This window comes from Sporosarcina sp. NCCP-2716 (assembly GCF_023707985.1).
In the GTDB taxonomy this organism is placed as follows: domain Bacteria; phylum Bacillota; class Bacilli; order Bacillales_A; family Planococcaceae; genus Sporosarcina.
In genome coordinates this window covers 29,086-54,047 of sequence record NZ_BRCF01000011.1, presented here as the reverse complement: position 1 = coordinate 54,047, position 24,962 = coordinate 29,086, and the positions used below count along the sequence as shown (strand labels likewise).

The following is a 24,962-nucleotide window of genomic DNA, read 5'->3' as shown; positions in this document are numbered from 1 at the left end:
TTTCTCTATTAGATATTTGGTTTATTGGGGGTGGTTGATTAAGAATAAAGGATATTTACTAATCTTTACTCAATTAAATGCTATGTGTATTAGTGACAGTCATAATACCAACACAGACACCAATATTAAAACAGAAAAGGGGCAAATCAAAAATGAAATCATCATTTTATAAAAAAGTAAGTGGATTACTACTAATTAGCAGTTTGACTTTAGGCTTGAGTAACGGAGTTCTGGCAGAGGAGTTAGATTCTGAGCCAACTGTTGCTGTTGCAAAAAACAACTCCTTACCTTCGCTATTGCCAAAGCACGGTACAGAGGGAATGGTAGAAACTTATGCAGCGGATGCTAGATCTATCAAGACCGATACTGGTGGCACTCTTACAAGTAATACATGGCTAAGCAGTATACATTCTAATGGTTTAATTGATTATCAGGTATCGGCAAATTACAATAAAACCGATCATCAGAATATTAAAACACAGTGGTTCGCCACTATTGAATCTAATAGCACATCTAAAACGGCTTCAGTTACAATAAGTACCTCCGGAGGAAGTGTGAGTGCCTCCACAACAAAAACTACCACAACAGCAAAAACAGCAAGCAAGTATTATCAAAATACAAAATCCCAAAAAGACGCATCATATAAATCAAATTTAGCAGTACAAGGTGACTGGAGGAAGGTTACTTTAACGAATGAAGCTTCAGTGTGGGGTAATAAAGTGGTTAAAAAAGCTGCCATTAACAGTCAGGCAACTGTCACGAAGTAAATCGCTAGAAATCCTGTAATGGTATAAGGACCTTACAGGGTTTCTTTAGATTAATAATCATAGTTTTTAGGTGGAGACTGTAAAATGAAAAAAAATTACTTTTTACAACTAACGTTAATTATAATTCTCACATTAGCTGTTGTAATTTTCTTTGCAATAAATACTCAAAAAAATGTATCTCTTGAAACATATGCAGCATATAATAATAAAGAGGCAATGAGAAGTACAAATTATATTAAACAAACTGGCCTGTTTTCTTTCCTTAACAATATGTACGAAAAGGAAGGTGAATTTACTTCGTTACGAGTAGATTTAAACGAGCAAAGTTTAGACCAAACATACTACTATATTAAAATAAATGCAATGCTGGAAAACGACATCAATGATGATTTACTTAATAAGTTTAACGAATCTTTAATAACGCAACTTGATGAGAATCCTTTTTTTTATGCCTATCTAGATACATTAAAGATAAACAAGGAGCAAGTTTCACAATCTGTTAAAAAAAGACTAAGTCTAGACATGAATGAACAGCTAAATTGTTCGCGCTGTCTTAGTGAAGCAAGTCCATATATCATATATTATTTAGCAAATTTTTTAGAGAACCAAGATAGTAAATCAATGGACATATTATATCAGTTTATTGTTGAAGAAAGAGACAATGAAAATTTAATTTATTATTTGTACTGGTACTTGATGTTAAATGAAAAAAAAGATAATAAAGATAAAGTTCCAGAAGAAATAATGAATATTGCTGTTAACTTGTTGAAAAATGTAAAATTAGAATATTTTAACGACCCTCAAACGGTATATAATTTATACTGGATAAGCATTTTATTAGACAAACCTTATAGTGTTAATGAAGTTAGCCTCGGGAATATTAAAAATAAAATGAATCGAACCTTTAATTTGCAGGATTTATTTTATGAATTGAAGTTTCTTATGCTATATGAAGGTAGACTAAATAATGATTACAGAATTCAAATAAATAAATATTTCACTGTTATAAATGAACATAAAGAAGTCTTAGCACCTTTGGTTGTTATTGAAGACGATAATTTAATTGAAATGATCGAATGGCATATCATAACAAATTTCTTAATTGAGTCCGGAAGTAAAGATTTATCACATTATATAAAAAAAGTTATTGAAACAACCAATCCTACTTCCTCACAAACAGAAATGTATTATCAAGTATTATTTTATAAGTTACATAACATTCCATTCCCTCAAGAAAGAATCAGGAGTATAAAACAGGGATTAATGTATGAAACTAAATTGGTAGAAAACTATTATCATTTTATCGCTGGCTCGATATTAGGTTATACACTAGACGAAAGACAAATGAGTAACTTGAAATCCGAAGTAGAAAAATATAGTAGCGAAAATGATGTTTGGGGGTTGGTCTCTGGATTGGATCTGTATTTTACATATAGTACTGATAAATCCAAGCTAAATAGCTTGTGGGAACAGCACAAAAGCTTTTTGGAAAGCAATGTATATGAAATGAATCAAAAAACATTCTTTCTTTACCAACTTTTAAAGTCTTCCATGGGAGAAGAATTGGATAAAAATAAAATAAATCATTTTTATAAGGTTAGAAGAAATGGTGACATGCTTCTAATACAAGGAGATACTGCTATATTAGATATATCCTCTATTTATAGCTATCTATCACTTTTAAAACTAAAAGGTAATCAAGGAAGAAAGAATAATTAACTAAACTCTTAGTTACAGTGAGTCATTTAAAATGAGGAACGTTGGAATGTTGAGAATACTTTTTATTATAGGATTATCAGTGATTCTATGAATTCAATTTGGACTTAAAGAGAGGTGTCAGTGCAGTGATAATAAAATATAAGTTACCGGAATTTGTAATTTTCATTACTCTAGGCGCTTTCTTTGGATTAGCGTCTAAATACTTAGATAATATAGCCGTAGAGGAAGGCGATATGTGGCTGGAAGCTCTAAGTTATTTTGGTGATTTGTCTACAAGGCTAGGAATTTGGGTATTACTTGCAACGTTTATAGCTGCATTCAGTAAGACATTTGTTGAATCTGCTATTAATACCTTTCTATTCTTTGTTGCAATGCTGTTTACCTACTATTTATATTCTGCTTATCTATTTGGGTTTTTCCCTTTTAGATACCTGATAATTTGGGGTGCCTTAGCAATCGCTTCGCCTCTGTTTGCGATGATTGCATGGGAGGCTAAAAACAATGAACGTCGTTCTCTTCTCTTACCAGCCCTGCCTATGGGGTTAATGTTGAGCTTGTCTTTAGGAATGGGTCTGTTTTATATTCACTTGAATTATATTGAAGAACTTATTATGTATTTTATTTTAGCTCTGATATTTTATAGAAGCCCTAAACAAATGGCAATTGTTATCGTTCTTTCGTTTGTAGTCGGGTTTATTATTGAACAAGTAAGTCCCTTTCACTTTTGAATGTAATGGAGAGAAATTAGCGTTGCAGAATGTATTGAGGTATGAGGAGAATGAGCATGGGTATCTATTCAGTAAAGTTGCTCTTAGAATCAACTGTGAGGCCGAATATGCGTGCAAGTAAGACGTTTGAGGAAAGTATTGTATTGGTAAAAGTGAAAAATCCCTCTGAGATACAACAGAAAATTTACGGTCATTTTGTTGATGTTACTTATGAAAACGCTGATAGGGGGCAGACGACATGGAGTTTAGTTAAAATCTTGGACACCTTCGAATTGATGGACGACTTTGAGGGTAATATTGATTTCAAAGAAGTGTACAGCCGGTATCTCCCATTCGATAAGCCCATGACGGCTGATCAAGTGATCGACCTCTATTCTCTTGAAAAGTGATCCTGCATGCTCGTATACCGCGTCCTGGAAAACCAGATGACCTATTCGCCGTTATAGCATCTTTGGTGAATGCGTAGCCTTGTATTCTGCATGCCGTTTGAGACAGGTGATGTTTAATTTAAGACAGATTTACGAATTGAAAAAAGCTGTCCACCGGATACTTCGGCTGGACAGCTTGTTCTATGATATAAAGGGTCGTGCTTATGTATGGAGGAGGTAGAGGGATTCGAACCCCCGCGGGTTTTGACACCCCTGTCGGTTTTCAAGACCGATCCCTTCAGCCAGACTTGGGTATACCTCCGTAATCGGACAAGAACTACTATAGCAAGCGGGAAAACGGAAGTCAACAGATTTTCGAAAAAAGGGGTCCTGTACCGTACAGCGCTCCGAGTTGATTTTTCCTCGGTCACCCTCTATAATGGAGGATGCCGTGCTAGGTGGGGAGGTAGCGGTGCCCTGTCACTTGCAATCCGCTCTAGCAAGACTGAATCCCTTTCCTGAGGCCGTCCGTATTGTAGGGTCTGCCTTTTGCACGTAGTGTTGACATTTGGGTCCTGCGCAATGGGAACCCACGAACCATGTCAGGTCCGGAAGGAAGCAGCATTAAGTGGACTCTCTCATGTGCCGCGGGGTCGCCTAAATCGAGCCAACGACAAGAGTAACGCTTATGTGCGGCGGTCGAAGGAAGGTGCACGGTATACATACGCAAACGCCCCCCATCCCGTGTTTCGGGTGGGGGGCGTTTGCATGCCTGCAGGTGTCCGTGCCGCTGTTTTTATCGAACGGCGGCTGTGCATCCCGCAGGCGTTTTTTCTGACCGGCTGTGCTATAATGGAAGGAACGGACGTAACAGACAGAAAGGGGAGCGGACGGTTGAGTTATCAAGCTTTCTACCGGGTGTACCGGCCTCAGACATTCGACGAGATGTCAGGACAGCGGCATGTCAAACAGACACTTCAAAACGCTCTCCTCCACAACAAAACCACTCACGCCTATCTATTCTCTGGACCTCGAGGCACCGGGAAGACGAGTGCCGCCAAGATTTTTGCGAAAGCGCTGAACTGTGAGAACGGACCGGCCAAGGAACCATGCAATGCGTGCGAGACGTGCCGGACGATCACGGAAGGCTCGAATACGGACGTCATCGAGTTTGACGCTGCCTCCAATTCACGTGTCGAAGAAATGCGCGACATTATCGAAAAGGTTCGTTATGCCCCCGCTTCCTCCAAATACAAAGTCTACATCATCGACGAAGTGCACATGCTGTCGAATTCGGCGTTCAACGCGCTGCTGAAGACGCTCGAGGAGCCTCCAGCACACGCGGTGTTCATCCTGGCGACGACGGAACCGCATAAGCTGCCGCTGACGATCATCTCCCGCTGCCAGCGGTTCGATTTCAAGCCGATCACTGCCGCGGAGATCATGGAGCGGATGGCGTACGTGCTCGATGAAGCGGGTATTGAAGCGGACAACAGCGCCTTGAAAGTCATTGCGCAGGCAGCGTCCGGCGGGATGCGGGATGCGCTCAGCATGCTCGATCAGGTCGTGTCCTTCAGCGGGGAGCGGGTGACGGCGGAAGAAGCGCTGCTCGTCACCGGTTCTGTCGGCGAGGACATCTTCTACGAGCTGGCCTGCGCCCTGCAGTCAAAAGACGCGGGTGCTGCGCTTACGCTGCTGAACCGGCTCATTGCGGAAGGCAAGGACGTCTCCCGACTCGCGGAGGATCTGATCACCTTCTTCCGGGATCTGCTGCTGCTCCATACAGCTCCGGAACTGACCGACCTGCTGGAAGCGATCTCCGGGGACGACCGGTTCGTTGCGCTCGCCGCGGACTTCGATCCGGATCTGCTCTATGCGTATATCGATATACTGGGAGAGACGCAGTCGGAGATGCGGTTCTCCAATCATGCGAAAGTCTACATCGAATCCGCCGTGCTGAAGATGATTCAGACGAAGGGTGCGGTGTCCGGTACGGGCGCAGGGACCGTCATCCCGGCGGAACTCGAACAGAAGATCGCCAGTCTCGAACGGCTGGTGGGCGACTTGCAGAAGCAGCTGGCAGATGGCGGTGCGGCCGGTCAGCCGGCAGACCGTGCACCTGCAGCACGCAAGAACTCGTCCAACAATGCCCGGGCGTATAAGATTCCGACGGGCAAAGTCCATCAGGTGCTGAGTGCTGCGACGAAGCAGGACATCCAGGTGATCCGGGAAGAATGGGCGCGCATGATGCAGACGATGCAGCGTTCGCATTCGGCGCTGCTGGAAGAAACCGAACCGGTCGCAGCGTCGGATAGCGCCTTTGTGTTAAAATTCAAATATGAGATCCACTGCCTGATGGCGTCCGAGAATGCGTCGCTCCGATCGGGGCTCGCCGAGGCGCTGCACCAGCAGACCGGCAAGGCCTATGAAGTGGTCTACGTGCCGGAAGAGGGCTGGCTGAAAGTCAGGGAAGATTTCATCCGTAAAAACGGGCTGGCGAAACAGCCGTCTTCCGGGGAGACCCGTCCTGAAGGAGAGGGAGCCTCTTCTGAACCTGCGGGGCAGGAAGAACTGCCTGCGTTCCTGGAAGGGGCGGAGCTGACGGAAGAGGACGGCATCGTGTCCGAAGCGGAAAAACTGTTCGGCAAGGAATTCATTACCGTCCATGACGAGTAATACAACTGACAAGGAGGAATTCACATGCGTGGTATGGGAAATATGCAAGGTATGATGAAGCAGATGCAGAAGATGCAGAAACAGATGGCGGAGGCTCAGGAGAAACTGGGTGACGAGCGCCTGGAAGGGACAGCTGGCGGCGGTATGGTGAAAGTCATCGTATCGGGCGACAAGAAAGTGGTCGACGTCGTCGTGGATCCGTCTGTCATCGATCCAGAAGATGCGGAAATGCTGCAGGACCTGATTATCGTCGCAACGAATGACGCGATGGAAAAAGCGGATGAATTAACGAACTCCACGATGGGGCAATTCACGAAAGGATTGAACCTGCCAGGGATGTTCTAGGAGGCAGACTTATGCATTATCCAGAACCGATCTCCAAACTGATCGACAGTTTCATGAAACTGCCAGGCATCGGCCCGAAAACTGCGGGCCGTCTGGCGTTTTTTGTGTTAAGCATGAAAGAAGACACCGTGCTCGACTTCGCGAAGGCGCTCGTTGACGCGAAGCGGAATTTGCGGTTCTGCAGTGTGTGCGGCCATATTACCGACATCGATCCGTGCCACATTTGTCAGGATACATCGCGCGACCGTTCGCTGATCTGTGTCGTGCAGGATCCGAAAGATGTCATCGCGATGGAGAAGATGCGCGATTACAACGGACTCTATCACGTCCTGCATGGGGCGATTTCCCCGATGGATGGCATTGGTCCGGAAGACATCAACGTGCCGGACTTGCTGAAGCGCCTGCAGGATGATGAAGTGCAGGAGCTGATCCTCGCAACCAATCCGACGATTGAAGGCGAGGCGACCGCGATGTACATTTCCCGGCTCGTCAAACCGTCGGGCATCACGACGACCCGTATCGCTCATGGCCTGCCAGTCGGCGGAGACCTCGAATACGCGGACGAAGTGACGCTGTCGAAGGCGCTGGAAGGGCGGCGTGAACTGTGAGGCGGTCAGCCGGCCTGTTCCGCCGCAAGCACAAGATGAAACGGGAATACGACGAAAAATTGCGTGCGCTCATGATGGAAACCCGTCAGGAATGGGAGCACGCCAAAGAAATCGAGAAGTATGCCGATGACTGGGATGCCGACGTTCTTATCCGGCGCAAAATTGCCGAATGCAGCCATTTTTATCTCTACAAAGAAGCCAAGCAGCGAAACCTCGGCCTGGAATGACTACCTCCTTCTTTGCATAAGCTAGTTAATAGCTAAGTTAAATGATTACCTTTTTGTGTTTTTCTTATGCTGAGTTGATTGGAGTGCAGGGCGGCGACTCCTGGGGGGTAGGCGAAGATTGAAGACCCCACAGGGAGCGAGGAGGCTGAAATCGAGCCCCCCGGAAAGCGTCCGCCTGGAACGGAAATCAACGTTTCTAACGAGCTCATGTAGAAGGGGGAGTCCGCGTGAAAGCGGCTATCATTCTGGTGTTCGGTGTGCTGCTTCTGTTCATCTTGCGATTGACCAAGCCTCAGCTGCAGCACGCCTTCGAAAAGCTGTCGGTCTTCTGGTTCCGGATTGCGTTTTCGTTCTTAGTCCTATTTATTCTTAACATCGCAGGAGGATTTGTCGGCCTGTACGTGCCGATCAATCTCGGCTCGGGCCTGCTGCTCGCGATCCTCGGCCTGCCGGGGGCGGCATCGCTCCTCGCTCTGGCCATTTTCCTGTAATGACGGGGGAACCTCCCCGAAGCCCCGCCAGCCGGTTCGTGTGCTGGCTTTTTTACATAGAAGACTTTTACAAACAACAGGAGGAATGCAGATGGATCAGAAACAACGCCCGATCGTGGACGCACTGGAAGCGTTCCAGTCGACTTCCCCGATTTCGTTCCACGTGCCGGGACACAAGCACGGGCTGCTGTCCGGACTGCCGGATGGCCTCCGCACAGCCATGCGCTACGACGCCACTGAACTGACCGGGCTCGATGACCTGCATGCGCCGTCCTCCATCATCCGGGAAGCCCAGCAGCTGCTGGCGGATGCCTACGGAGCTGACCGCAGTTTCCTGCTCGTCAACGGCTCCACGGTCGGCAATCTGGCGATGATCCGGGCTGTCTGCGGATCCGGCGATGTTCTGCTCGTCCAGCGGAACGCCCACAAGTCGGTGTTCCATGCGGTGGAACTGGCAGGCGCCCATGCCGTTTTCCTGAACCCCGAATGGGACGAATCGACCTGTACTGCAGGCGCAGTCGCTGCGGGTACCGTGCGGGATGCGCTCGACCGGCATCCGGACGCGAAAGGGGTGTTCCTCACTTATCCGACGTATTACGGAATTGCCGGGGACGAGCTGCCCGCCATTATCGAATGTGCACATGAACACGGTATTCCTGTGCTCGCTGATGAAGCGCACGGTGCCCATTTCGTTGCCGGTTCGCCGTTCCCGCCATCGGCACTCGATCTTGGCGCTGATGCCGTCGTGCAGTCCGCGCACAAAACGTTATCCGCGATGACGCAAGGTTCGTTCCTGCATGTGAAGTCACACCTGCTCGACATCGACCGTCTCACGCGGTGGTTGTCCATGCTGCAGACGAGCAGCCCGTCGTATGTGCTGCTGGCCTCCCTAGACGATGCGCGCGCACGGATAGCAGCCTATTCGGAAGCGGACAAGCAGGCGTTCCTCACGTGGCGCCGGCGGTTCATCGACCGATGCAGCGAGCTCACGATGCTCGAAACCATAGAACCGGATGATCCGCTAAAAGTGCTCGTGCGGCACAAGCACGTATCCGGCTATGCACTGCAGCAGGCACTCGAACAGCAGGGGGTCTTTACCGAACTCGCGGACGAGCGCCAGGTGCTGTTCATCCTGCCTCTGCTCATGGAAGGGAAGGATTTCCCGATCGAGCCGGTGATGGACGCCTTTGCGGCTGCTGTCAGAGCGCTTGAGCACCGGAAGGAAGATGAACCGCCGGCAGCGGAACCAGCTGTACCGGAGGTTTATACGGCTATCCCGATATCGGGCGGGACCGCCAGCAGTTCATCTGAATGGATTGCTGCTGCAGACGCAGAAGGGCGGATCGCAGCATCCGCCATCATTCCGTATCCTCCGGGTATCCCGATGATCCTCGCGGGGGAGCGGCTGACAGAAGAAATGATTACGGACGTCTGCCGGATGATCGGCTCCGGTGCGGCGTTCCAGGGAGCCGTCCGGGGCAGCGGAGACTCGATACAAATGGAAGTGAAGACGGACCAACAAGGAGGCGATCGCCATGGCTGACGGTGTGTTCATCACATTCGAAGGACCTGAAGGCGCAGGGAAGACAACAGTGATCCAGGAAATCCACAGACGGCTGGCGGACACAGGCCGGCCGGTCGTATTGACGCGCGAGCCGGGCGGCATCCGGATCGCAGAGAAGATCCGCAGTGTCATTCTGGACAATGATCATTCGGAAATGGATGGCCGGACGGAAGCGCTGCTGTATGCAGCAGCTCGCCGGCAGCATCTGACGGAAAAAGTGATCCCGGCACTGGAGGACGGAGCGGTTGTACTGTGCGACCGGTTCGTCGACAGCTCGCTTGCGTACCAGGGATATGCCCGCGGTCTCGGTATCGACGCGGTGTTGGCCATTAATGAGTTCGCGATACAGGGGCTTATGCCGGATCATACGATATTCTTTGATATTACACCGAAACAGGGACTTGCACGGATTGCGGCGAGCGGAACCCGCGAACAGAATCGGCTGGACAACGAGGCGCTGGCATTCCACGAAGCGGTCTATGAAGGCTACCGGATTGTCCGGGAACGGTTCCCGGATCGCATCGAATCGGTCGATGCCTCCGCTCCGCTTGAAACGGTGACCGGGAATGTATGGGCTAAGATTGTATCATTCATATCCTGACCCATTTCATGGTATACTGAAAGAAAGCGGAAAAGGGGAGATTCCTGTGAAACTAATCGTGGCAGTAGTACAAGACCAAGACAGCAACCGGCTTTCAACAGCTTTGACGAAAGGTGATTTCCGGGCGACGAAACTCGCAAGTACCGGCGGATTCCTGAAGTCCGGGAACACGACGTTCCTGATCGGTACGGAGGACAGCCTCGTGCCGAAATGTCTGGACCTGATCCGGGATAACTGCCGGTCACGCGACCAGATGGTGGCCCCTGTCTCCCCTATGGGCGGCAATGCAGACTCCTATATCCCGTACCCGGTTGAAGTGGAAGTCGGCGGTGCCACGGTATTCGTCCTGCCAATCGAACAGTTCCGTCATTTCTGATGACAATCGGAGTGAACGCACATGAAAGTGAATAACGACTACCGGACGGGTCTCGACAAACTGAGGAACGATCCGCTGAAAGCGCCTCAGGGCGGGGACCGGTTCGGCCAGATGGTGCAGAAGCAGGAATCCCGCCTGCACGGGGAGCAGATCACCCGGCTGCTCGGGGATATCTCGACAGCGGGTGACCGGCTCGCCCGCTCACGCAACTTGCGTGACATGGCAAAATTCAAAATGCTCGTGAAACGATTTTTGAAGGAGTCCGTGGAAAGCGGTCTTGGCTTGAAGCAGTCCCATACGTGGAACCAATACGGCGAAGGCCGGCGTCTGAAGCTTGTTGAGACGATCGATCAGAAACTGATCGAACTGGCGGAACAGCTGCTGCAGGACGAGGAATCTTCCGTCGATCTTCTTGCCAAGATCGGAGAGATCAAAGGACTTCTCATTAACCTATATACGTGATGGCGTTTTCTGCAGTCTTGAGAAAACGTCTTTTTTTCAGAAAGGGGGCAGCGGGATGGATTTTCAGCAGACGCATCGGTTTCCGGCAGAACAGCCAGTGGCCGCTGCAAAACTGAGCGGAGCCTATAAGCATAACCGGATCGGGCATGCGTATCTGTTCGACGGGGAAAAAGGGGTCGGCAAAAAAGACGCCGCCCTATATTTCGCGCAATTATTGCTTTGTGAGCATCCTTCCGACAATGTTCCATGTGAAACATGTCATGCGTGCAGACGTGTCTTATCAGGGAATCATCCGAATATCCTCACCGTCGAACCGGATGGTCAGGACATCAAGAAAGACCAGATGGCCCGGCTGCTCGAAGCGATGACGAAAAAAGCGTACGAGCAGGGCCGGCGCATCTACATCATCGAACAGGCACACCGGCTGAACACAGCGGCGGCCAACGCCCTGTTGAAGTTTCTTGAAGAACCGGATGGCGACGTGACGGCCATCCTCCTGACCGATGCGTACCATATGATCCTCCCGACCATCCAGTCGCGCTGCCAGCGGCTGTCCTTCCTGCCGCCCCGGCGCGAGCAGGTCGTCGAGAGGTTGAAGGCTGAAGGGATTTCACCTTCCCTTGCCGCCACAGTCACCTGTCTGACGGCAGATGCAGCACGGGCTGCCGAGCTGGCTTCAGAAGAGCAGTTTGTAACTTTACGAAAAACAGTGGTAAAATTAGTGCAGGCCATCGATCAGCATGTGACTGAAGCGCTCATGCTAATCCAGACCGAGTGGGGTCCGTTCTTGAAAGAGAAGGAAGATGCCGAGATGGGTCTGGACTTGCTTCTCTATATGTACCGTGATATCGTGGCGAAGAAAGCGGGAATGACTGCACTGCCGGCCTATCCCGATCTGGAGGAATTCACCAGCGCACTTGCGATGAAGATGACCTATGATCAGCTGGCCTCCAATCTGGAGTCGATTTTGCAGGCGAAAAAACAATTGCATCGCAATATGCACCGTACGCTTTTATTGGAACAATTGGTGCTTAGTATGCAGGAGGGGTTATCCGTTGTATAACGTAGCAGGAATCCGCTTTAAAAAAGCGGGTAAAATACAGTATTTCGACCCTATGGATTATGATCTGAAGGCAGACGATTATGTGATCGTCGAATCAGCCCGGGGCACGGAATTCGGCAAAGTCGTCCGTGTAATGGAAGGTGTCGACGCTGCCGATCTCGTCCTGCCGCTGAAGAAAGTGATCCGCCCGGCAAGCCTGGAAGATTTGGAACAAGTGGAAGAGAACCGGCACGATGCACACAAAGCATTCGATACGTGCGTCAAGAAGGTTCACGAACACAAACTGGATATGAAATTAGTCGATGTGGAATACACATTCGATCGAAATAAAGTGATTTTCTATTTTACCGCCGAAGGCCGTGTCGATTTCCGGAATTTGGTGAAGGACCTGGCCTCGATCTTCCGGACACGTATCGAGCTGCGCCAGATCGGCGTCCGCGACGAAGCGAAAATGCTCGGCGGCATCGGACCGTGCGGCCGGATGCTCTGCTGCTCGACGTTCCTCGGTGACTTCGAACCGGTTTCCATCAAGATGGCGAAAGATCAGAATCTCTCGCTGAACCCTTCGAAGATTTCAGGGCTCTGCGGCCGGCTCATGTGCTGCCTGAAATACGAAAACGATGAGTACGAAGAAGCGAAATCCCTCATGCCGGATATCGGAACGCGTCTCGAAACACCGGACGGTCCCGGGAAAGTGGTCGGCCTGAACTTGCTGGAGCGTCTGCTGAAAGTGAAGCTGCAAGATCAGGATCAGACATTGGAATACGCGTGGGAAGAACTGTCGAAGAAGACGGGACAGCCCGTCAATTAGTGAAGCGATGAGGTGAAAAAGTTGAAAGAAGGGAACTTTCTCGACAAGGTAATCGAATACGAACAGCAACTCGACTCCATGCATAAGCAATTCCGGGAAATCATCGGTTTTGTTGCCAAGATGACAGAAGAGAACCATTCGCTTCAACTTGAAAATCATCATCTTCGCACCCGGCTGAACGAGCTGGACCTGGAGTCGAAAGCTGCAGCCGACAAGAAACATGCACAGCGGATGCAGCGGGCGGATGTGGGCGAAGGGGTGGATAACCTCGCCCGCCTCTATAACGAAGGGTTCCACGTCTGCAATGTGCATTACGGAAGCACACGGAAAGGTGAAGACTGCCTGTTCTGTCTGTCGTTCCTAAGTAAACAGAATTTGTGACATCCAGCCGATCCCTACTCAACTAGGTGTCGGTTTTTCTTTATCGATAACAGCTGCTAAAGGAGTCCATCCATCATGGAAACGAATTTGTTGCGGGGCGATGAGCGCCTCGATTATTTACTGGCGGAGGAGCTGCGGATCATCCAGAGCCCGTCCGTCTTCTCCTTTTCGCTCGATGCGGTGCTGCTGGCCAGGTTCGCCTATATGCCGATCCGCAGCGGGAAAGTGGTTGACTTATGCGCGGGCAACGGGGCCATCCCGCTGTTCCTGAGCGCACGGACGAACGCCGAGATCACTGCCGTCGAAATCCAGGAGCAGCTCGCGGACATGGCGGAACGGAGCATCGCCTATAATGGGCTCGACCAGCAGATCCGTGTGCTGTGCGATGACGTCATCGGGATCGCGGCCAAGATCGGAACCGAGAAATACGATGCCGTGACGTGCAATCCGCCCTATTTCAAAGCCAATGAACAGAGCGACCGGAATGTGCTGGAGCCGCTGACGATCGCCCGCCACGAAGTGAAACTGACGCTCGATCAGGCGGTCCGGTCTGCGAGTGAACTGCTGAAGCAGGGCGGCAAAGCGGCGTTCGTCCATCGTCCGGGACGCCTGCTCGACATCATTACTGCGATGCGGGCGAATCGGCTGGAGCCGAAACGGATCCGGTTCGTTTATCCGAAAGAAGGCAAAGAGGCGAATACGCTGCTGATCGAGGGCATGAAGGACGGCAAGCCGGACGTGAAGATCCTGCCGCCGCTGTTCGTCTATCAGGCGGACGGGACGTATACCGATGAAGTGAGGGAACTGCTGTATGGAAGCGAAGACGGGCCATCTGTTCTACGTCCTGGAATGTAACGACGGCTCGTATTATGGCGGGTATACGACCGATCTCGCGCGCCGGGTGGACATGCATAACACCGGTAAAGGCGCCAAATATACACGGGCAAGGGGACCGGTGCGCTGCATCCATTCCGAATCGTTCGGAACGAAACGGGAAGCCATGCAGGCGGAATACCGGTTCAAACAGCTCACACGCACGGCGAAAGAACGGTACTTACGACAACAGGGGGCAGAGGAATGATCACACAAAAAAGCGCGGAAGCATCCGGCGGCGTACTCTATTTGGTAGGGACGCCGATCGGGAACCTGGAGGACATGAGCTACCGGGCGATCCGCATCTTGCAGGAAGCCGATCTCATCGCGGCGGAAGACACACGCAACACGGTCAAACTGTCGAATCACTTCGACATCGACACACCGTTCATGAGTTATCACGAGCATAATCTGGAAGCCGGGGGCAGGAAGATCCTCGATCTGCTGGAGGAAGGAAAGACCGTCGCTCTCGTCAGTGACGCGGGGATGCCATGCATTTCCGACCCGGGAGCGGACATTGCGGAGAAAGCGATTGCTGCCGGGATGGCGGTTGTGCCCGTTCCCGGACCGAATGCGGCCATCAGTGCTCTCGTCGCGTCAGGCTTACCGGCTCAGCCGTTCCTGTTTTACGGTTTCCTCGACAGGCAGAAGAAAAAGCGCCGCCTGCAGCTTGAATCACTCGCCCATCGGCAGGAAACGCTATTGTTCTATGAAGCCCCGCACCGGCTGAAAGAGACGCTTCGCGCGCTGGCGGAACAGTTCGGTTCAGACCGTCGGATCACGCTGGCCCGGGAATTGACGAAACGATATGAGGAGTTTGTCCGCGGAACGATTGAAGAAGCACTGCAGTGGGCAGAATCTACAGAGATACGTGGGGAATTCTGCTTAGTGGTGGAAGGATCGGCGGAAGCAGAGGAACAAGCAGGCGAAGCTTGGTGGACAGACCTGACCCCTGCAGAACATGTCAGCCATCTCATGGAAGAAAGCGGCTGTTCCTCGAAGGAAGCGATCCGCCAGGCGGCCGCCGACAGGGGATTGAGCAAGCGGGACGTCTACCAGGCCTACCATGTCGAATAAAAAAATAACATCTGATCCCTTTTGACTGGGACAAGATGCTATATAAATAAAACTATTAAATCAAGACATTTTGTTTTCGATTTCAGCGATGAGCTGCTTCGCGCCTTCTGGGCTGAGGATGAGCTTCCCGTCGATCAGGGAGAGGTTATCATCCGATACTTCGCCAGTTACGGAGCATGTCATGTTCGGCATGTATTTCTTAAGGATGATTTTGTCATCGTCCACGTAAATCTCCAATGCATCTTTCTGTGCGATTCCTAATGTCCGTCGCAATTCGATTGGAATGACCACTCGGCCAAGTTCGTCAACTTTACGTACAATTCCTGTAGACTTCATAAGTTCGTGCCTCCTAAGGGGTGTAGTGGTTCGTCAAAATTCGACATATTTCTCTTGTCTGATTCTCATCATACCAACTCTTCCATTTAACGTCAATAGCGAAACCTATAAACTATAAAATGAATAATAAATACATGAAATACTCACATAGCGGTGAATTGAAATTACACCATTTCACCGGCGGATACAACTCTTCATAGCGAAAAACGGCAAAGTCCGATAAAATGAAAGAATCGACAAGGGTACAGGAGGAATTGAAGTGGCTGAGAAAAATACATTCTATATTACAACGCCGATCTATTATCCAAGCGGTAAATTCCATATCGGGACGGCTTACACAACGGTCGCAGCCGATGCAGTGGCGCGCTACAAACGTCTGCGCGGCTTCGATGTGCGCTTCCTGACGGGTATGGACGAGCACGGGCAGAAGATCCAGGAAAAAGCCGAAGAAGCAGGCCGTCCGCCGCAGGAATATGTGGATGACATCGCCGACTACGCGAAGCGGATCTGGAACTTGATGGACATCACGTATGATGACTTCATCCGCACGACGGAAGATCGCCATAAAGATGCTGTTCAGAAGATCTTCCAGAAATTCCTGGACAACGGGGATATCTACAAAGGCGAATACGAAGGATGGAAATGCGTGCCGTGCGAATCGTACTTCACGGAATCCCAATTGGTCGACGGCAACTGTCCGGACTGCGGACGTCCCGTCGATCGGGTGCGGGAAGAGTCCTATTTCTTCAACATGAAGAAGTACTCGGACCGGCTCCTCCAGTACTATGCGGATCACCCGGAGTTCATCGAACCGGAATCACGCAAAAACGAAATGATCAACAACTTCATCAAACCGGGGCTTGAGGATCTGTCCGTCTCCCGGATGTCCTTCGACTGGGGCATCAAAGTGCCGGGCGACCCGAAACACGTCATCTACGTATGGGTTGATGCTCTGACAAACTATATTACGTCACTCGGTTATCTGTCCGATGACGATTCGCTGTTCAGGAAATACTGGCCGGCTGACGTCCAGGTCGTCGGGAAAGACATCGTCCGCTTCCATACGATCTACTGGCCGATCTTCCTGATGGCGCTCGATCTGCCGCTGCCGAAGAAAGTGTTCGCGCACGGTTTCATCATGATGAAAGATGGCAAGATGTCGAAGTCGAAAGGCAACGTCGTCTATCCGGATATGCTCGTTGAGCGGTTCGGCCTGGACGCGACTCGGTATTTCCTGCTGCGTGAACTGCCGTTCGGATCGGATGGCACCTTCTCGCCGGAAGCATTCGTCGAACGGACGAACTATGACCTCGCGAACGATCTCGGCAACTTGCTCAACCGCTCCGTCTCGATGATCAACAAATACTTCGACGGGGAAGTGCCGGTCGCGTCAGCCGGTTCGACGGATTACGATGAAAGCCTGCGGGAAGCGATTGTTTCGACGGTGGGCAAGTACGAGGAATCGATCGAGAAGATGCAGTTCAGCATCACCCTTTCCGAGTTATGGTCGCTCATTTCACGGACGAACAAATATATCGATGAAACGGCGCCGTGGGTATTGGCGAAAGACGAAGCGGACCGCGGAAAACTCGCTGCCGTCATGGTGAACCTGGCTCATGCACTCCGCCATATCGCGGTCCTGCTTCAGCCGTTCACACCGGAAACACCGAAGAAGATCATGGAACAGTTAGGGCTTTCCGAATCCCTCCTCGCATGGGAGACGCTCGGTGACTTCACGGCCATCCCGGAAAACACGAAAGTGATCGAAAAAGGGGTGCCGATCTTCCCGCGTCTCGACACGGACGTGGAAATCCAGTACATTAAAGACCAGATGGCAGTCACGGCGCCGAAAGAAGCAGAAGCTGAAGAAGACGAAGCGGAGAAAGCTGCGGATGAACCAGCCGAAGAGCAGGCGCCGGAGATCACGATCGATGCGTTCAATGCCATCGACCTGCGCATCGCAACGGTCACGGCTTGTGAAAAGATACCGAAAGCGGACAAACTGCTGAAGCTCCAGGTCGACCTCGGCTACGAGCAGCGGCAAGTCGTATCCGGCATTGCCGAACATTACAAACCGGAAGAGCTGGTCGGTCAGAAAGTGATCGTCGTCGCGAACCTGAAACCGGTCAAACTCCGCGGCGAATGGTCGCAGGGGATGATTTTGGCAGGGACGTCGGACGGCGTTCTGAAACTCGCGACAGCGGACGCTTCGCTTGCAAATGGCTCACGGGTGAAATAATATAGGACAGCGGACTCGTCAAGAGGTCCGCTGTCCTATTTTTCTTGTCATCATTTTGTAATGTAATTGCGATATGGGTGTAAAGAACGTGCAGTAGACTATAACCATTGTGAGGCGAGAGCGATGTTGATCGATACACATGTCCACTTGAATGCAGACCAATACGAAGAAGATATAGACGCAGTGATCCAGCGTGCACTTGACGCCGGTGTGGAGCGGATGGTCGTCGTCGGATTCGACCGGCCGACCATTACGAAAGCGATGGAATTAGCGGAACAGCATGAGTTCATCTACGCGGTGGTCGGATGGCATCCGGTCGATGCCATCGACTGTACGGCAGATGACCTGCAATGGATCGAGGAGCTGGCCGCTCATCCGAAAGTTGTCGGCATCGGGGAGACCGGTCTCGATTACCATTGGGACAAGTCGCCGAAAGATGTCCAGCAGCAACTGTTCCGCAAGCAGATCCGACTGGCACAGAAAGTCAATCTGCCAGTCATCATCCATAACAGGGATGCGACCGGCGATGTCGTGCGTATCCTGAAAGAAGAGGACGCACACCTGACCGGCGGTATCATGCACTGCTACAGCGGCAGTGTGGAGACCGCCCGCGAATGCATCGGCATGAATTTCATGATTTCGCTTGGCGGCCCGGTGACGTTCAAAAACGCCAGGATGCCGAAAGAGGTCGCGAAGGAAATCCCGCTGGAGCACTTGCTCGTGGAGACCGACGCACCCTACTTGGCGCCGCATCCGCACCGCGGCAAACGGAACGAACCTGCCTACGTGGCGCTCGTTGCCGAACAGATTGCGGAACTGAAAGGGATTCCGGTCGAAACAGTGGCGGAGACGACCACCCGGAATGCCATGAATTTATTTTCCATCGACTGAAGGTTGTGCCGGAAGCGTGCAGTGCATCTGCTGCAGACGACTTCCGGCGTTCCTGTGCGGGAAAGTTCGATCGGTTGACAGTGAAAAATGGAGTCTATATAATCAGCCGAGTGAATTAAGGAGGAGAAACGTTAATGACGAAAAGAACCAAGGGCAACCGATTCTTTCAATCATTGAAGATACAGCGGATCGCAGCGGGCATTGCAGTGCTTGCGGTTTTCGTGACAGTTCTTTCTCTTGTCCTGTATGAGGGCACGAAGAAAACGGTGACCGTCGCAGCAGACGGTGAAACCACGGAACTCAAAACACATGCAGCCACTGTCGCAGACGCGCTGGCGCAGCATGACATAGAAGTCGGTCCGCATGATGCGGTGACACCGGCAGCCGGGACACCGGTCGAAGACGGGATGACCGTCGATTGGAAGAAGGCACGTCCCGTAGCCATCAGCATGAATAATGACTCTACCACTATCTGGACAACTGAAACATCTGTCGGTGATATTCTCGACGCAGCCGGCGTGGAGCTTGGTGAGCATGATGGCGTCACTCCCGCTCTCGGCAGTACGGTCGGGGACAAAGGGGAAATCACAGTCGACAAGGCGTTCCAAGTGACGTTGAAAGACGGTAAGAAATCGAAAAATGTATGGTCCACTTCGACTACGGTCGCTGACTTTTTGAAAAACGAAAATATCCAGTTGAGTGAGCTGGATCGCCTAGAGAGTGATCAGGGGCAAGTACTGCTCCCGAAATCCGTAGTGTCGATCGTCCGTGTAGAAAAGGTCACCGATGTAGTGGAAGAGACGACGAATTTCGACGTGAAGACACGTGCTGATGAGAACCTGCTGAAAGGACATGAAAAAGTTGTCCGTGAAGGCGAGAAGGGGAAAGTCAGGAAGAGATTCGAGATCGTCAAAGAGAACGGCAAGGAAGTATCCCGCAAGCTCGTGGCGAAGCACGTAGTCGCCCACCCGAAACCGAAAGTGATTTCGGTCGGTTCGAAAGTGGAACTCGCAAGCGCTGCACCGGCTGCAGCGGTTTCACAAGCTTCCGCCAAAACGGCATCCGTAAAGACAAGCGTTTCCCGTGGCGGCAGTGAGTCCGGCAAAGTGATGTACATGAATGCGACCGCCTATACGGCGCATTGTACAGGCTGCAGCGGTATCACAGCGACAGGCATCAACCTCGCCGCGAATCCGAGTTTGAAAGTGATCGCGGTCGACCCGGGCGTCATCCCGCTCGGCTCAAAAGTGTGGGTGGAAGGGTACGGCTATGCCGTCGCCGGTGACACTGGCGGCGCCATCAAAGGAAATAGGATCGATCTCCATGTACCGAACGACGCAGCGGCAAGACAATTCGGCCGCCGCCAAGTGAAGATAAAAGTCCTGAACTGATACACGGAACGGACACCTATATAGAAGGAAACAGCTGCAATCCGCACAGCCACCCGGCCGTGCGGATTGTTGTCTGTCCGGCATGCCTCCTGTACAACTGTCCATCCAGCCGGTAGAATTGGGAGAGAAGCATGATAAGCGCAGCGGCCGTGCCGGCCCGCTGCATAGAGTGAAGGAAAGAGGAATAGAGTGGACATTCAAGAGATCATCGTTGTGGAAGGAAAGTCAGATACAATCGCCGTCAAACGGGCGACCGGTGCGGACACCATCGAAACGAACGGCTCCGCAGTGAGTGGGGAGACGCTCGTTAAAATCCGGCATGCCCAGGAAACGAGGGGCGTCATCGTCTTCACCGATCCCGACTACCCGGGAAGACGGATCCGGGCGATCATCGAAGAGCAGATTCCGGATGTGAAGCACGCATTTCTGAAGCGCAGCAAGGCCATTGCGAAAAACGGCAAAAAAGTCGGCATTGAACACGCTGCTGATGAGGACATCCGCGAGGCGCTTGCGGCTGTCTATACGGTTGATACGGAGGCGGCGGAGGAGATTCCGCAGAACGTGCTTATCGCGGCCCGCCTGATCGGGCATCCTGATTCCAAGCAGCGCCGCGACCGGCTCGCAGACCTGCTGCAGATCGGCCAGGTGAACGGCAAAGGGCTGCAAAAACGTCTGGCCATGTTCAGGATCGGGGAAACCGCTTTCCAGCAGGCCGTGGAGACGATCGATAAGGAGGAACAGCAATGAGGAAAGATATTGCAACACCGGTCCGGACGAAAGAAATCCTCGAAAAACATGGTTTCTCTTTCAAGAAAAGCCTCGGTCAGAACTTTTTGATCGATCCGAACATCTTAACGAACATCATTTCAGCTGCCGGTATCTCGAGAAATTCCGGCGTCATTGAAATCGGCCCAGGCATCGGGGCGCTGACGGAGCCGATCGCCCGTGCGGCAGGCAAGGTCACTGCATTTGAAATCGACGGCCGTCTGCTGCCTGTGCTTGAAGATACGCTGTCCCCGTATCCGAACGTCACGGTCATCCACCAGGACGTGCTGGAAGCGGATCTGAAGGCCACCATCGCCGAGCAGATGGCAGACATGGACGAGGTCGTCGTCGTCGCGAACCTGCCGTACTACGTCACGACCCCGATCATCATGAAGTTCCTCATGGATAACGTGCCGATCGACCGGATGGTCATCATGATGCAGCGGGAAGTGGCGGACCGCATCACGGCTTCACCGGGCACGAAGGCATACGGATCGCTCTCCATCGCCATCCAGTACTATATGGACGCGGAAGTGGCGATGATCGTACCGAAAACCGTCTTCATGCCCCAGCCGAACGTGGAATCCGCCGTGCTCCGGCTTTCGCGCAAACCGGAACCGCCGGCTGACGTCATCAGCGAAGACTTCCTCTTCACTGTCGCCCGCGGCTCATTCGTCCAGCGGAGAAAGACGATTTTGAACAACCTGCAGGCCTCCCTGCCCAACGGCAAAGCGAAAAAAGAGGAAATTCTCGAAGCGCTGTCCGCTGCAGGCATCGACCCGTCACGGCGGGGCGAAACCCTCTCCATCCAGGAGTTCGCAGCGCTGTCGAACGCCCTGTATGGAACGTTCAGTGGCGGGAAGTGACGACTGTTAGGTAGGGAATAGCAGACAGCCGGCGATCAATCGCCGACTGTCTGTTTTTTTTATAGGGGAGTGCTGCGGAATGGAGCGGTTAGGCAGAGGAATGGATCGGTTAGCGGGTGGTAATGATCGGTTAGGCAGAGGAATGGATCGGTCAGCGGGCGGAAACGAGCGGTTCGGCAGCAGAATGGATCGGTTAGCGCTTAGAAACGAGCGCTCAGCGGCCTGCATGGAATACCCGTCTTCTCCAGCAACCAAATCATGAGAAAAGTGAACTTATGACTATTTTAAGGAAAAAAGAATGTCGAAACGCGAAAATGTAGACAAAAAGCATTGACAAAGCTAAATTCAACCTGTTAAAATTTAAAGTTTTAATTGACAGAACCTTTTAACTGTGTTATGATAATACACAGTGAGGTGGAAGCGACGTGCCAAAAACATTAGCGGACATTAAAAAGTCATTGGATGCTCACTTGGGAAAACGTCTGCACCTTCGTGCAAACGGCGGTCGTAAGAAGACGATCGAAAGAGCTGGAATCCTTCGTGACACGTATCGTGCAGTATTTGTAGTGGAACTTGATCAGGACGAAAATGCGTTTGAACGGGTATCATACAGTTATGCGGATATTTTGACCGAAGCGGTTGAAATAACGATACTGGACGGTGGAGACACCACAGCGTTCGAGATTAAATAGCACTCTTATTTTCACCAGAACACTTCATCAGAACACCCTGAACTTTCTTCTGGAAAGTTTTACGGGGTGTTTTTTCGTGCGCCGCGGCTACACTATCCTTGTCAGCCCATAAGGAGGAAACCTGAATGGCGAAACGAAATGGCGTAATGTCTGAGCAATTGAAAGAAGAAATTGCAAAAGAACTTGGATTTTACGATGTCGTCCAGCGTGAAGGGTGGGGAGGCATCAAATCGCGGGATGCCGGCAACATGGTGAAACGTGCGATTGAGATGGCAGGACGGGGAATCGCGGACAACGAACGGCCGCACTAAGAGGAACACTACTGCACGACCCAAATCCAACGAATGGCTGACAAGGAAAGCCGCGGCTCTGCACATCTGTGCTGGCCCGGCTTTTTTTCCGTTCCTCTTTGCAGAAACCGGGCACGCACCGGGGTGCCTATGGTAAAATGGGGAACAATGAAGTTGGAATGGAGGCAGCCAGATGAGTATGATATCTGAAAAAGCGCCCGCAAAAATCAATTTGACGCTCGACGTCTTACAGAAACGGCCGGACGGCTACCACGAAGTGGAAATGATCATGACGACGGTGGATCTGGCAGACCGGATCTGGCTGAAACCGCTGGACCGCGGCATCACCATCCGTTCGTCGGAGCGGTATGTCCCGAACGACAAACGGAACTTGGCCTGGCAGGCAGCCGACCTTTTACGGAAGACCTGCCATATCTCGCACGGCGTCGAGATCACCCTCGACAAAAACATCCCAGTGGCAGCAGGGCTGGCGGGCGGCAGTTCGGATGCTGCCGCGACACTGCGCGGCCTGAACCGGCTCTGGAACCTCGGCCTGACGCTGGACGAGCTGGCGGAGCTCGGCGCGCAGATCGGCTCGGATATCCCTTTCTGCGTATACGGCGGCACAGCGATTGCCTCCGGCCGGGGGGAGCAGATCCGGCATCTGCCGGCCCCGCCGAATTGCTGGGTCCTCCTCGCCAAGCCGGCCATTTCCGTCTCGACGGCTGATATCTACGGCGGCCTGGACGTCTCGGCTATCCGGCATCCCGACACTGCCGGTATGATGGCTGCCCTGGAAACGGCTGATTACGGTGCCATGTGCCGCCAGCTCGGGAATGCGCTCGAGCCGGTCACGATGCAGCTCCACCCACAAGTCGCCGTCCTGAAAGAGCAGATGCTGAAGTTCGGCGCGGATGCCGTCCTGATGAGCGGCAGCGGTCCGACCGTCTTCGGATTTGTGCAGCACGAATCACAAGTGGCCCGTGTCTACAACGGGCTGAAAGGGTTCTGTCCGGAAGTCTACGCAGTACGAATGATGGGAGAACGGATCCATCTTGCTTAAAAACAGATGATTATGGTAGTCTTGTCTTATAATATTCGGGTTTTAGGAGTTGTTGGACATGAAGTGGAAGAGGAGTGAACGTCTCGTCGAGATGACACGCCATCTGTTGGAACACCCTCACCAGCTCATTCCGCTCACTGTTTTTTCTGAACGTTTCCAGTCAGCGAAGTCTTCGATCAGCGAAGACCTGACCATTGTAAAAGAGACATTTGAAGAGAGCGGAGCCGGAAGACTGCTGACGGTCTCCGGGGCAGCCGGCGGCGTGAAATACATTCCTTTGGTATCGGATGACATGGCACACGGCGTCATCCGTCAGCTGATCGAGGAGCTCAGCCATTCGGATCGGCTGCTTCCCGGCGGCTATCTGTACATGACCGACCTGCTCGGCAATCCGCAGCTCATCGACAAAGTGGGCCGTCTGTTTGCGACCGCGTTCGCGGATCAGCAGATCGATGTGATCATGACGGTGGCGACGAAGGGGATACCGATCGCCCATGCAATCGCCCATCATCTGAACGTACCGGTCGTCATCGTACGGCGGGACAGCAAAGTGACGGAAGGCTCCACGGTGAGCATCAACTACGTCTCCGGATCCGCACGGCGCATCCAGACGATGGTGCTGTCGAAACGGAGCATGAAGAGCGGACAGCGCGTTCTCATCACGGATGATTTCATGAAAGCGGGCGGCACGATGCTCGGCATGCGGAACCTCGTGGAAGAGTTCGGCTGTGAACTGGCAGGTGCAGCCGTGCTGGTGGAATCCGAGCATTCGGAAAAGGTGCTCGTGGAAAAATACCGTTCCCTGGTGAAACTGCGTCAGGTGAATGAGCAGGACCGGACAATCGAGCTTGAAGAAGGCAACTATTTCTCGGAAGGTGGAGAGGGAGCATGAACTACATAGCAACCGACAAAGCGCCGGCAGCGATCGGCCCTTACGCGCAGGCAGTGAAAGTGAACGGACTGGTGTACACATCCGGCCAGATCCCATTGCGGACGACTGGTGAAATCGCCGGAACGACCATCGAAGAACAGACAGACCAAGTATTCGAAAACTTGAAAGCGGTACTGGCTGAAGCGGGATCATCCCTCAGCAAAGTCGTCAAAGCGACAGTTTTCATCAAGGACATGAACGAATTCGCAGCGCTGAATGACGTCTATGCGAAGCATTTCGGAGATCATACGCCTGCCCGGTCCACCGTGGAAGTCGCCCGTCTCCCGAAAGACGTGAAAGTGGAGATCGAAGTCGTAGCAGAAGCTGAATAATCGTCGAAAGCCGGTTCCGCGATGCCTTG

General features: G+C 51.8%; 30 protein-coding genes, 1 tRNA gene and 1 other RNA gene. 30 read left to right on the top strand and 2 right to left on the bottom strand.

The genetic code is table 11. The annotated features are described in order from the left end of the window. Positions 1 to 152 precede the first annotated feature (152 nt). The 4 genes from NFU03_RS14630 to NFU03_RS14615 all read left to right on the top strand — a co-directional run bounded on the left by NFU03_RS14630 (position 153) and on the right by NFU03_RS14615 (position 3,603). Positions 153 to 767 carry a hypothetical protein gene (locus NFU03_RS14630; RefSeq protein WP_251639859.1) on the top strand — a complete coding sequence of 205 codons (615 nt, stop codon included), beginning with the start codon at positions 153 to 155 and terminating at the stop codon, positions 765 to 767. Positions 768 to 851: 84 nt separating this feature from the next. Then, positions 852 to 2,486 carry a hypothetical protein gene (locus NFU03_RS14625; RefSeq protein WP_251639858.1) on the top strand — a complete coding sequence of 545 codons (1,635 nt, stop codon included), beginning with the start codon at positions 852 to 854 and terminating at the stop codon, positions 2,484 to 2,486. Positions 2,487 to 2,611: 125 nt separating this feature from the next. Next, positions 2,612 to 3,214 (top strand): DUF6518 family protein, encoded by a 603-nt coding sequence (locus NFU03_RS14620; protein WP_251639857.1) that lies wholly within the window; start codon positions 2,612 to 2,614, stop codon positions 3,212 to 3,214. 56 nt (positions 3,215 to 3,270) lie between these two features. Beyond that, the gene (locus NFU03_RS14615; protein ID WP_251639856.1) at positions 3,271 to 3,603 is read left to right on the top strand and encodes a DUF4288 domain-containing protein; all 333 of its coding nucleotides are present in this window, start codon (positions 3,271 to 3,273) and stop codon (positions 3,601 to 3,603) included. A 208-nt stretch (positions 3,604 to 3,811) separates the two neighbouring features. On the opposite strand, the gene NFU03_RS14610 is transcribed toward NFU03_RS14615, so the two are convergent. Beyond that, positions 3,812 to 3,904, bottom strand: a tRNA-Ser gene (locus NFU03_RS14610). A gap of 127 nt (positions 3,905 to 4,031) precedes the next feature. On the opposite strand from NFU03_RS14610, the gene ffs reads away from it, so the two are divergent. From ffs to rsmI, 16 genes are all read left to right on the top strand, one after another. Then, positions 4,032 to 4,299, top strand: an RNA gene (gene ffs, locus NFU03_RS14605) — signal recognition particle sRNA large type. Positions 4,300 to 4,476: 177 nt separating this feature from the next. Further along, positions 4,477 to 6,258: a DNA polymerase III subunit gamma/tau gene (dnaX, locus tag NFU03_RS14600; protein ID WP_251639855.1), complete on the top strand. Its 1,782-nt coding sequence runs from the start codon at positions 4,477 to 4,479 to the stop codon at positions 6,256 to 6,258. A 24-nt stretch (positions 6,259 to 6,282) separates the two neighbouring features. Next, on the top strand, positions 6,283 to 6,603 hold the full coding sequence (locus tag NFU03_RS14595; protein WP_251639854.1) for a YbaB/EbfC family nucleoid-associated protein: 321 nt from the start codon (positions 6,283 to 6,285) through the stop codon (positions 6,601 to 6,603). Positions 6,604 to 6,614: 11 nt separating this feature from the next. Continuing rightward, positions 6,615 to 7,211: a recombination mediator RecR gene (recR, locus tag NFU03_RS14590; protein ID WP_040285222.1), complete on the top strand. Its 597-nt coding sequence runs from the start codon at positions 6,615 to 6,617 to the stop codon at positions 7,209 to 7,211. Further along, complete coding sequence (locus NFU03_RS14585) at positions 7,208 to 7,438, top strand: YaaL family protein (RefSeq protein WP_251639853.1); 231 nt, start codon at positions 7,208 to 7,210, stop codon at positions 7,436 to 7,438. The genes recR and NFU03_RS14585 overlap by 4 nt, the downstream gene beginning before the upstream one ends. Before the next feature lie 227 nt (positions 7,439 to 7,665). Further along, complete coding sequence (locus tag NFU03_RS14580) at positions 7,666 to 7,929, top strand: pro-sigmaK processing inhibitor BofA family protein (RefSeq protein WP_251639852.1); 264 nt, start codon at positions 7,666 to 7,668, stop codon at positions 7,927 to 7,929. A 91-nt stretch (positions 7,930 to 8,020) separates the two neighbouring features. Further along, positions 8,021 to 9,472, top strand: coding sequence for an aminotransferase class I/II-fold pyridoxal phosphate-dependent enzyme (locus NFU03_RS14575; protein WP_309296277.1), 1,452 nt, complete (start codon positions 8,021 to 8,023; stop codon positions 9,470 to 9,472). Beyond that, positions 9,465 to 10,094 carry a dTMP kinase gene (tmk, locus tag NFU03_RS14570; protein WP_251639850.1) on the top strand — a complete coding sequence of 210 codons (630 nt, stop codon included), beginning with the start codon at positions 9,465 to 9,467 and terminating at the stop codon, positions 10,092 to 10,094. The genes NFU03_RS14575 and tmk overlap by 8 nt, the downstream gene beginning before the upstream one ends. A 46-nt stretch (positions 10,095 to 10,140) precedes the next feature. Beyond that, complete coding sequence (locus tag NFU03_RS14565; RefSeq protein ID WP_251639849.1) at positions 10,141 to 10,470, top strand: cyclic-di-AMP receptor; 330 nt, start codon at positions 10,141 to 10,143, stop codon at positions 10,468 to 10,470. A gap of 21 nt (positions 10,471 to 10,491) precedes the next feature. Next, positions 10,492 to 10,932, top strand: a complete 441-nt coding sequence (locus NFU03_RS14560) for a YaaR family protein (RefSeq protein ID WP_251639848.1) — start codon at positions 10,492 to 10,494, stop codon at positions 10,930 to 10,932. 55 nt (positions 10,933 to 10,987) lie between these two features. Further along, positions 10,988 to 11,995, top strand: coding sequence for a DNA polymerase III subunit delta' (gene holB / locus NFU03_RS14555; protein WP_251639847.1), 1,008 nt, complete (start codon positions 10,988 to 10,990; stop codon positions 11,993 to 11,995). Next, a complete protein-coding gene (locus NFU03_RS14550; protein WP_251639846.1) occupies positions 11,988 to 12,806 on the top strand; it encodes a PSP1 domain-containing protein in 819 nt (272 codons plus the stop codon). The genes holB and NFU03_RS14550 overlap by 8 nt, the downstream gene beginning before the upstream one ends. A 21-nt stretch (positions 12,807 to 12,827) precedes the next feature. Continuing rightward, a complete protein-coding gene (gene yabA / locus NFU03_RS14545) occupies positions 12,828 to 13,187 on the top strand; it encodes a DNA replication initiation control protein YabA (protein ID WP_285835457.1) in 360 nt (119 codons plus the stop codon). A 75-nt stretch (positions 13,188 to 13,262) separates the two neighbouring features. After that, entirely contained in the window at positions 13,263 to 14,042 is a 780-nt protein-coding gene (locus tag NFU03_RS14540; RefSeq protein ID WP_251639845.1) for a tRNA1(Val) (adenine(37)-N6)-methyltransferase, read from the top strand. Continuing rightward, entirely contained in the window at positions 13,999 to 14,268 is a 270-nt protein-coding gene (locus NFU03_RS14535; protein ID WP_251639844.1) for a GIY-YIG nuclease family protein, read from the top strand. The genes NFU03_RS14540 and NFU03_RS14535 overlap by 44 nt, the downstream gene beginning before the upstream one ends. Continuing rightward, entirely contained in the window at positions 14,265 to 15,137 is an 873-nt protein-coding gene (rsmI, locus tag NFU03_RS14530; protein WP_251639843.1) for a 16S rRNA (cytidine(1402)-2'-O)-methyltransferase, read from the top strand. Before NFU03_RS14535 ends, rsmI begins: the two co-directional genes overlap by 4 nt. 60 nt (positions 15,138 to 15,197) lie before the next feature. On the opposite strand, the gene NFU03_RS14525 is transcribed toward rsmI, so the two are convergent. Next, complete coding sequence (locus NFU03_RS14525) at positions 15,198 to 15,473, bottom strand: transition state genes transcriptional regulator AbrB (protein ID WP_040285233.1); 276 nt, start codon at positions 15,471 to 15,473, stop codon at positions 15,198 to 15,200. A gap of 259 nt (positions 15,474 to 15,732) precedes the next feature. Here NFU03_RS14525 and metG point away from each other — a divergent pair, with 259 nt between their 5' ends. The 10 genes from metG (at position 15,733) to NFU03_RS14475 (ending at position 24,933) form a co-directional block, all read left to right on the top strand. Continuing rightward, positions 15,733 to 17,712 carry a methionine--tRNA ligase gene (gene metG, locus NFU03_RS14520; protein ID WP_251639842.1) on the top strand — a complete coding sequence of 660 codons (1,980 nt, stop codon included), beginning with the start codon at positions 15,733 to 15,735 and terminating at the stop codon, positions 17,710 to 17,712. A gap of 123 nt (positions 17,713 to 17,835) precedes the next feature. Further along, positions 17,836 to 18,603 carry a TatD family hydrolase gene (locus NFU03_RS14515; protein ID WP_251639841.1) on the top strand — a complete coding sequence of 256 codons (768 nt, stop codon included), beginning with the start codon at positions 17,836 to 17,838 and terminating at the stop codon, positions 18,601 to 18,603. A 134-nt stretch (positions 18,604 to 18,737) separates the two neighbouring features. Then, entirely contained in the window at positions 18,738 to 19,994 is a 1,257-nt protein-coding gene (locus NFU03_RS14510) for a resuscitation-promoting factor (protein WP_251639840.1), read from the top strand. A 189-nt stretch (positions 19,995 to 20,183) separates the two neighbouring features. Further along, a complete protein-coding gene (rnmV, locus tag NFU03_RS14505; protein WP_251639839.1) occupies positions 20,184 to 20,741 on the top strand; it encodes a ribonuclease M5 in 558 nt (185 codons plus the stop codon). Beyond that, on the top strand, positions 20,738 to 21,625 hold the full coding sequence (gene rsmA, locus NFU03_RS14500; protein WP_251639838.1) for a 16S rRNA (adenine(1518)-N(6)/adenine(1519)-N(6))-dimethyltransferase RsmA: 888 nt from the start codon (positions 20,738 to 20,740) through the stop codon (positions 21,623 to 21,625). The genes rnmV and rsmA overlap by 4 nt, the downstream gene beginning before the upstream one ends. Before the next feature lie 425 nt (positions 21,626 to 22,050). Next, positions 22,051 to 22,317, top strand: coding sequence for a biofilm formation stimulator Veg (gene veg, locus NFU03_RS14495; RefSeq protein ID WP_025783693.1), 267 nt, complete (start codon positions 22,051 to 22,053; stop codon positions 22,315 to 22,317). A gap of 125 nt (positions 22,318 to 22,442) precedes the next feature. Beyond that, complete coding sequence (locus NFU03_RS14490) at positions 22,443 to 22,628, top strand: small, acid-soluble spore protein, alpha/beta type (RefSeq protein WP_251639837.1); 186 nt, start codon at positions 22,443 to 22,445, stop codon at positions 22,626 to 22,628. Positions 22,629 to 22,806: 178 nt separating this feature from the next. Then, positions 22,807 to 23,670, top strand: coding sequence for a 4-(cytidine 5'-diphospho)-2-C-methyl-D-erythritol kinase (ispE, locus tag NFU03_RS14485; protein ID WP_251639889.1), 864 nt, complete (start codon positions 22,807 to 22,809; stop codon positions 23,668 to 23,670). Positions 23,671 to 23,728: 58 nt separating this feature from the next. Next, positions 23,729 to 24,562: a pur operon repressor gene (gene purR, locus NFU03_RS14480; protein WP_251639836.1), complete on the top strand. Its 834-nt coding sequence runs from the start codon at positions 23,729 to 23,731 to the stop codon at positions 24,560 to 24,562. Beyond that, positions 24,559 to 24,933 (top strand): RidA family protein, encoded by a 375-nt coding sequence (locus NFU03_RS14475; protein WP_251639835.1) that lies wholly within the window; start codon positions 24,559 to 24,561, stop codon positions 24,931 to 24,933. Before purR ends, NFU03_RS14475 begins: the two co-directional genes overlap by 4 nt. The last annotated feature ends 29 nt before the right edge of the window (positions 24,934 to 24,962 follow it).

Excerpts from the sequence above, each read along its gene's own strand:
- NFU03_RS14630 (WP_251639859.1), top strand. The coding sequence starts at position 153 with ATGAAATCATCATTTTATAAAAAAGTAAGTGGATTACTACTAATTAGC.
- NFU03_RS14625 (WP_251639858.1), top strand. The coding sequence starts at position 852 with ATGAAAAAAAATTACTTTTTACAACTAACGTTAATTATAATTCTCACA.
- NFU03_RS14615 (WP_251639856.1), top strand. The coding sequence starts at position 3,271 with ATGGGTATCTATTCAGTAAAGTTGCTCTTAGAATCAACTGTGAGGCCG.
- NFU03_RS14595 (WP_251639854.1), top strand. The coding sequence starts at position 6,283 with ATGCGTGGTATGGGAAATATGCAAGGTATGATGAAGCAGATGCAGAAG.
- recR (WP_040285222.1), top strand. The coding sequence starts at position 6,615 with ATGCATTATCCAGAACCGATCTCCAAACTGATCGACAGTTTCATGAAA.
- NFU03_RS14575 (WP_309296277.1), top strand. The coding sequence starts at position 8,021 with ATGGATCAGAAACAACGCCCGATCGTGGACGCACTGGAAGCGTTCCAG.
- tmk (WP_251639850.1), top strand. The coding sequence starts at position 9,465 with ATGGCTGACGGTGTGTTCATCACATTCGAAGGACCTGAAGGCGCAGGG.
- NFU03_RS14560 (WP_251639848.1), top strand. The coding sequence starts at position 10,492 with ATGAAAGTGAATAACGACTACCGGACGGGTCTCGACAAACTGAGGAAC.
- holB (WP_251639847.1), top strand. The coding sequence starts at position 10,988 with ATGGATTTTCAGCAGACGCATCGGTTTCCGGCAGAACAGCCAGTGGCC.
- NFU03_RS14540 (WP_251639845.1), top strand. The coding sequence starts at position 13,263 with ATGGAAACGAATTTGTTGCGGGGCGATGAGCGCCTCGATTATTTACTG.
- NFU03_RS14535 (WP_251639844.1), top strand. The coding sequence starts at position 13,999 with ATGGAAGCGAAGACGGGCCATCTGTTCTACGTCCTGGAATGTAACGAC.
- rsmI (WP_251639843.1), top strand. The coding sequence starts at position 14,265 with ATGATCACACAAAAAAGCGCGGAAGCATCCGGCGGCGTACTCTATTTG.
- NFU03_RS14525 (WP_040285233.1), bottom strand. The coding sequence starts at position 15,473 with ATGAAGTCTACAGGAATTGTACGTAAAGTTGACGAACTTGGCCGAGTG.
- NFU03_RS14515 (WP_251639841.1), top strand. The coding sequence starts at position 17,836 with ATGTTGATCGATACACATGTCCACTTGAATGCAGACCAATACGAAGAA.
- NFU03_RS14510 (WP_251639840.1), top strand. The coding sequence starts at position 18,738 with ATGACGAAAAGAACCAAGGGCAACCGATTCTTTCAATCATTGAAGATA.
- rsmA (WP_251639838.1), top strand. The coding sequence starts at position 20,738 with ATGAGGAAAGATATTGCAACACCGGTCCGGACGAAAGAAATCCTCGAA.
- NFU03_RS14490 (WP_251639837.1), top strand. The coding sequence starts at position 22,443 with ATGGCGAAACGAAATGGCGTAATGTCTGAGCAATTGAAAGAAGAAATT.
- ispE (WP_251639889.1), top strand. The coding sequence starts at position 22,807 with ATGATATCTGAAAAAGCGCCCGCAAAAATCAATTTGACGCTCGACGTC.
- purR (WP_251639836.1), top strand. The coding sequence starts at position 23,729 with ATGAAGTGGAAGAGGAGTGAACGTCTCGTCGAGATGACACGCCATCTG.
- NFU03_RS14475 (WP_251639835.1), top strand. The coding sequence starts at position 24,559 with ATGAACTACATAGCAACCGACAAAGCGCCGGCAGCGATCGGCCCTTAC.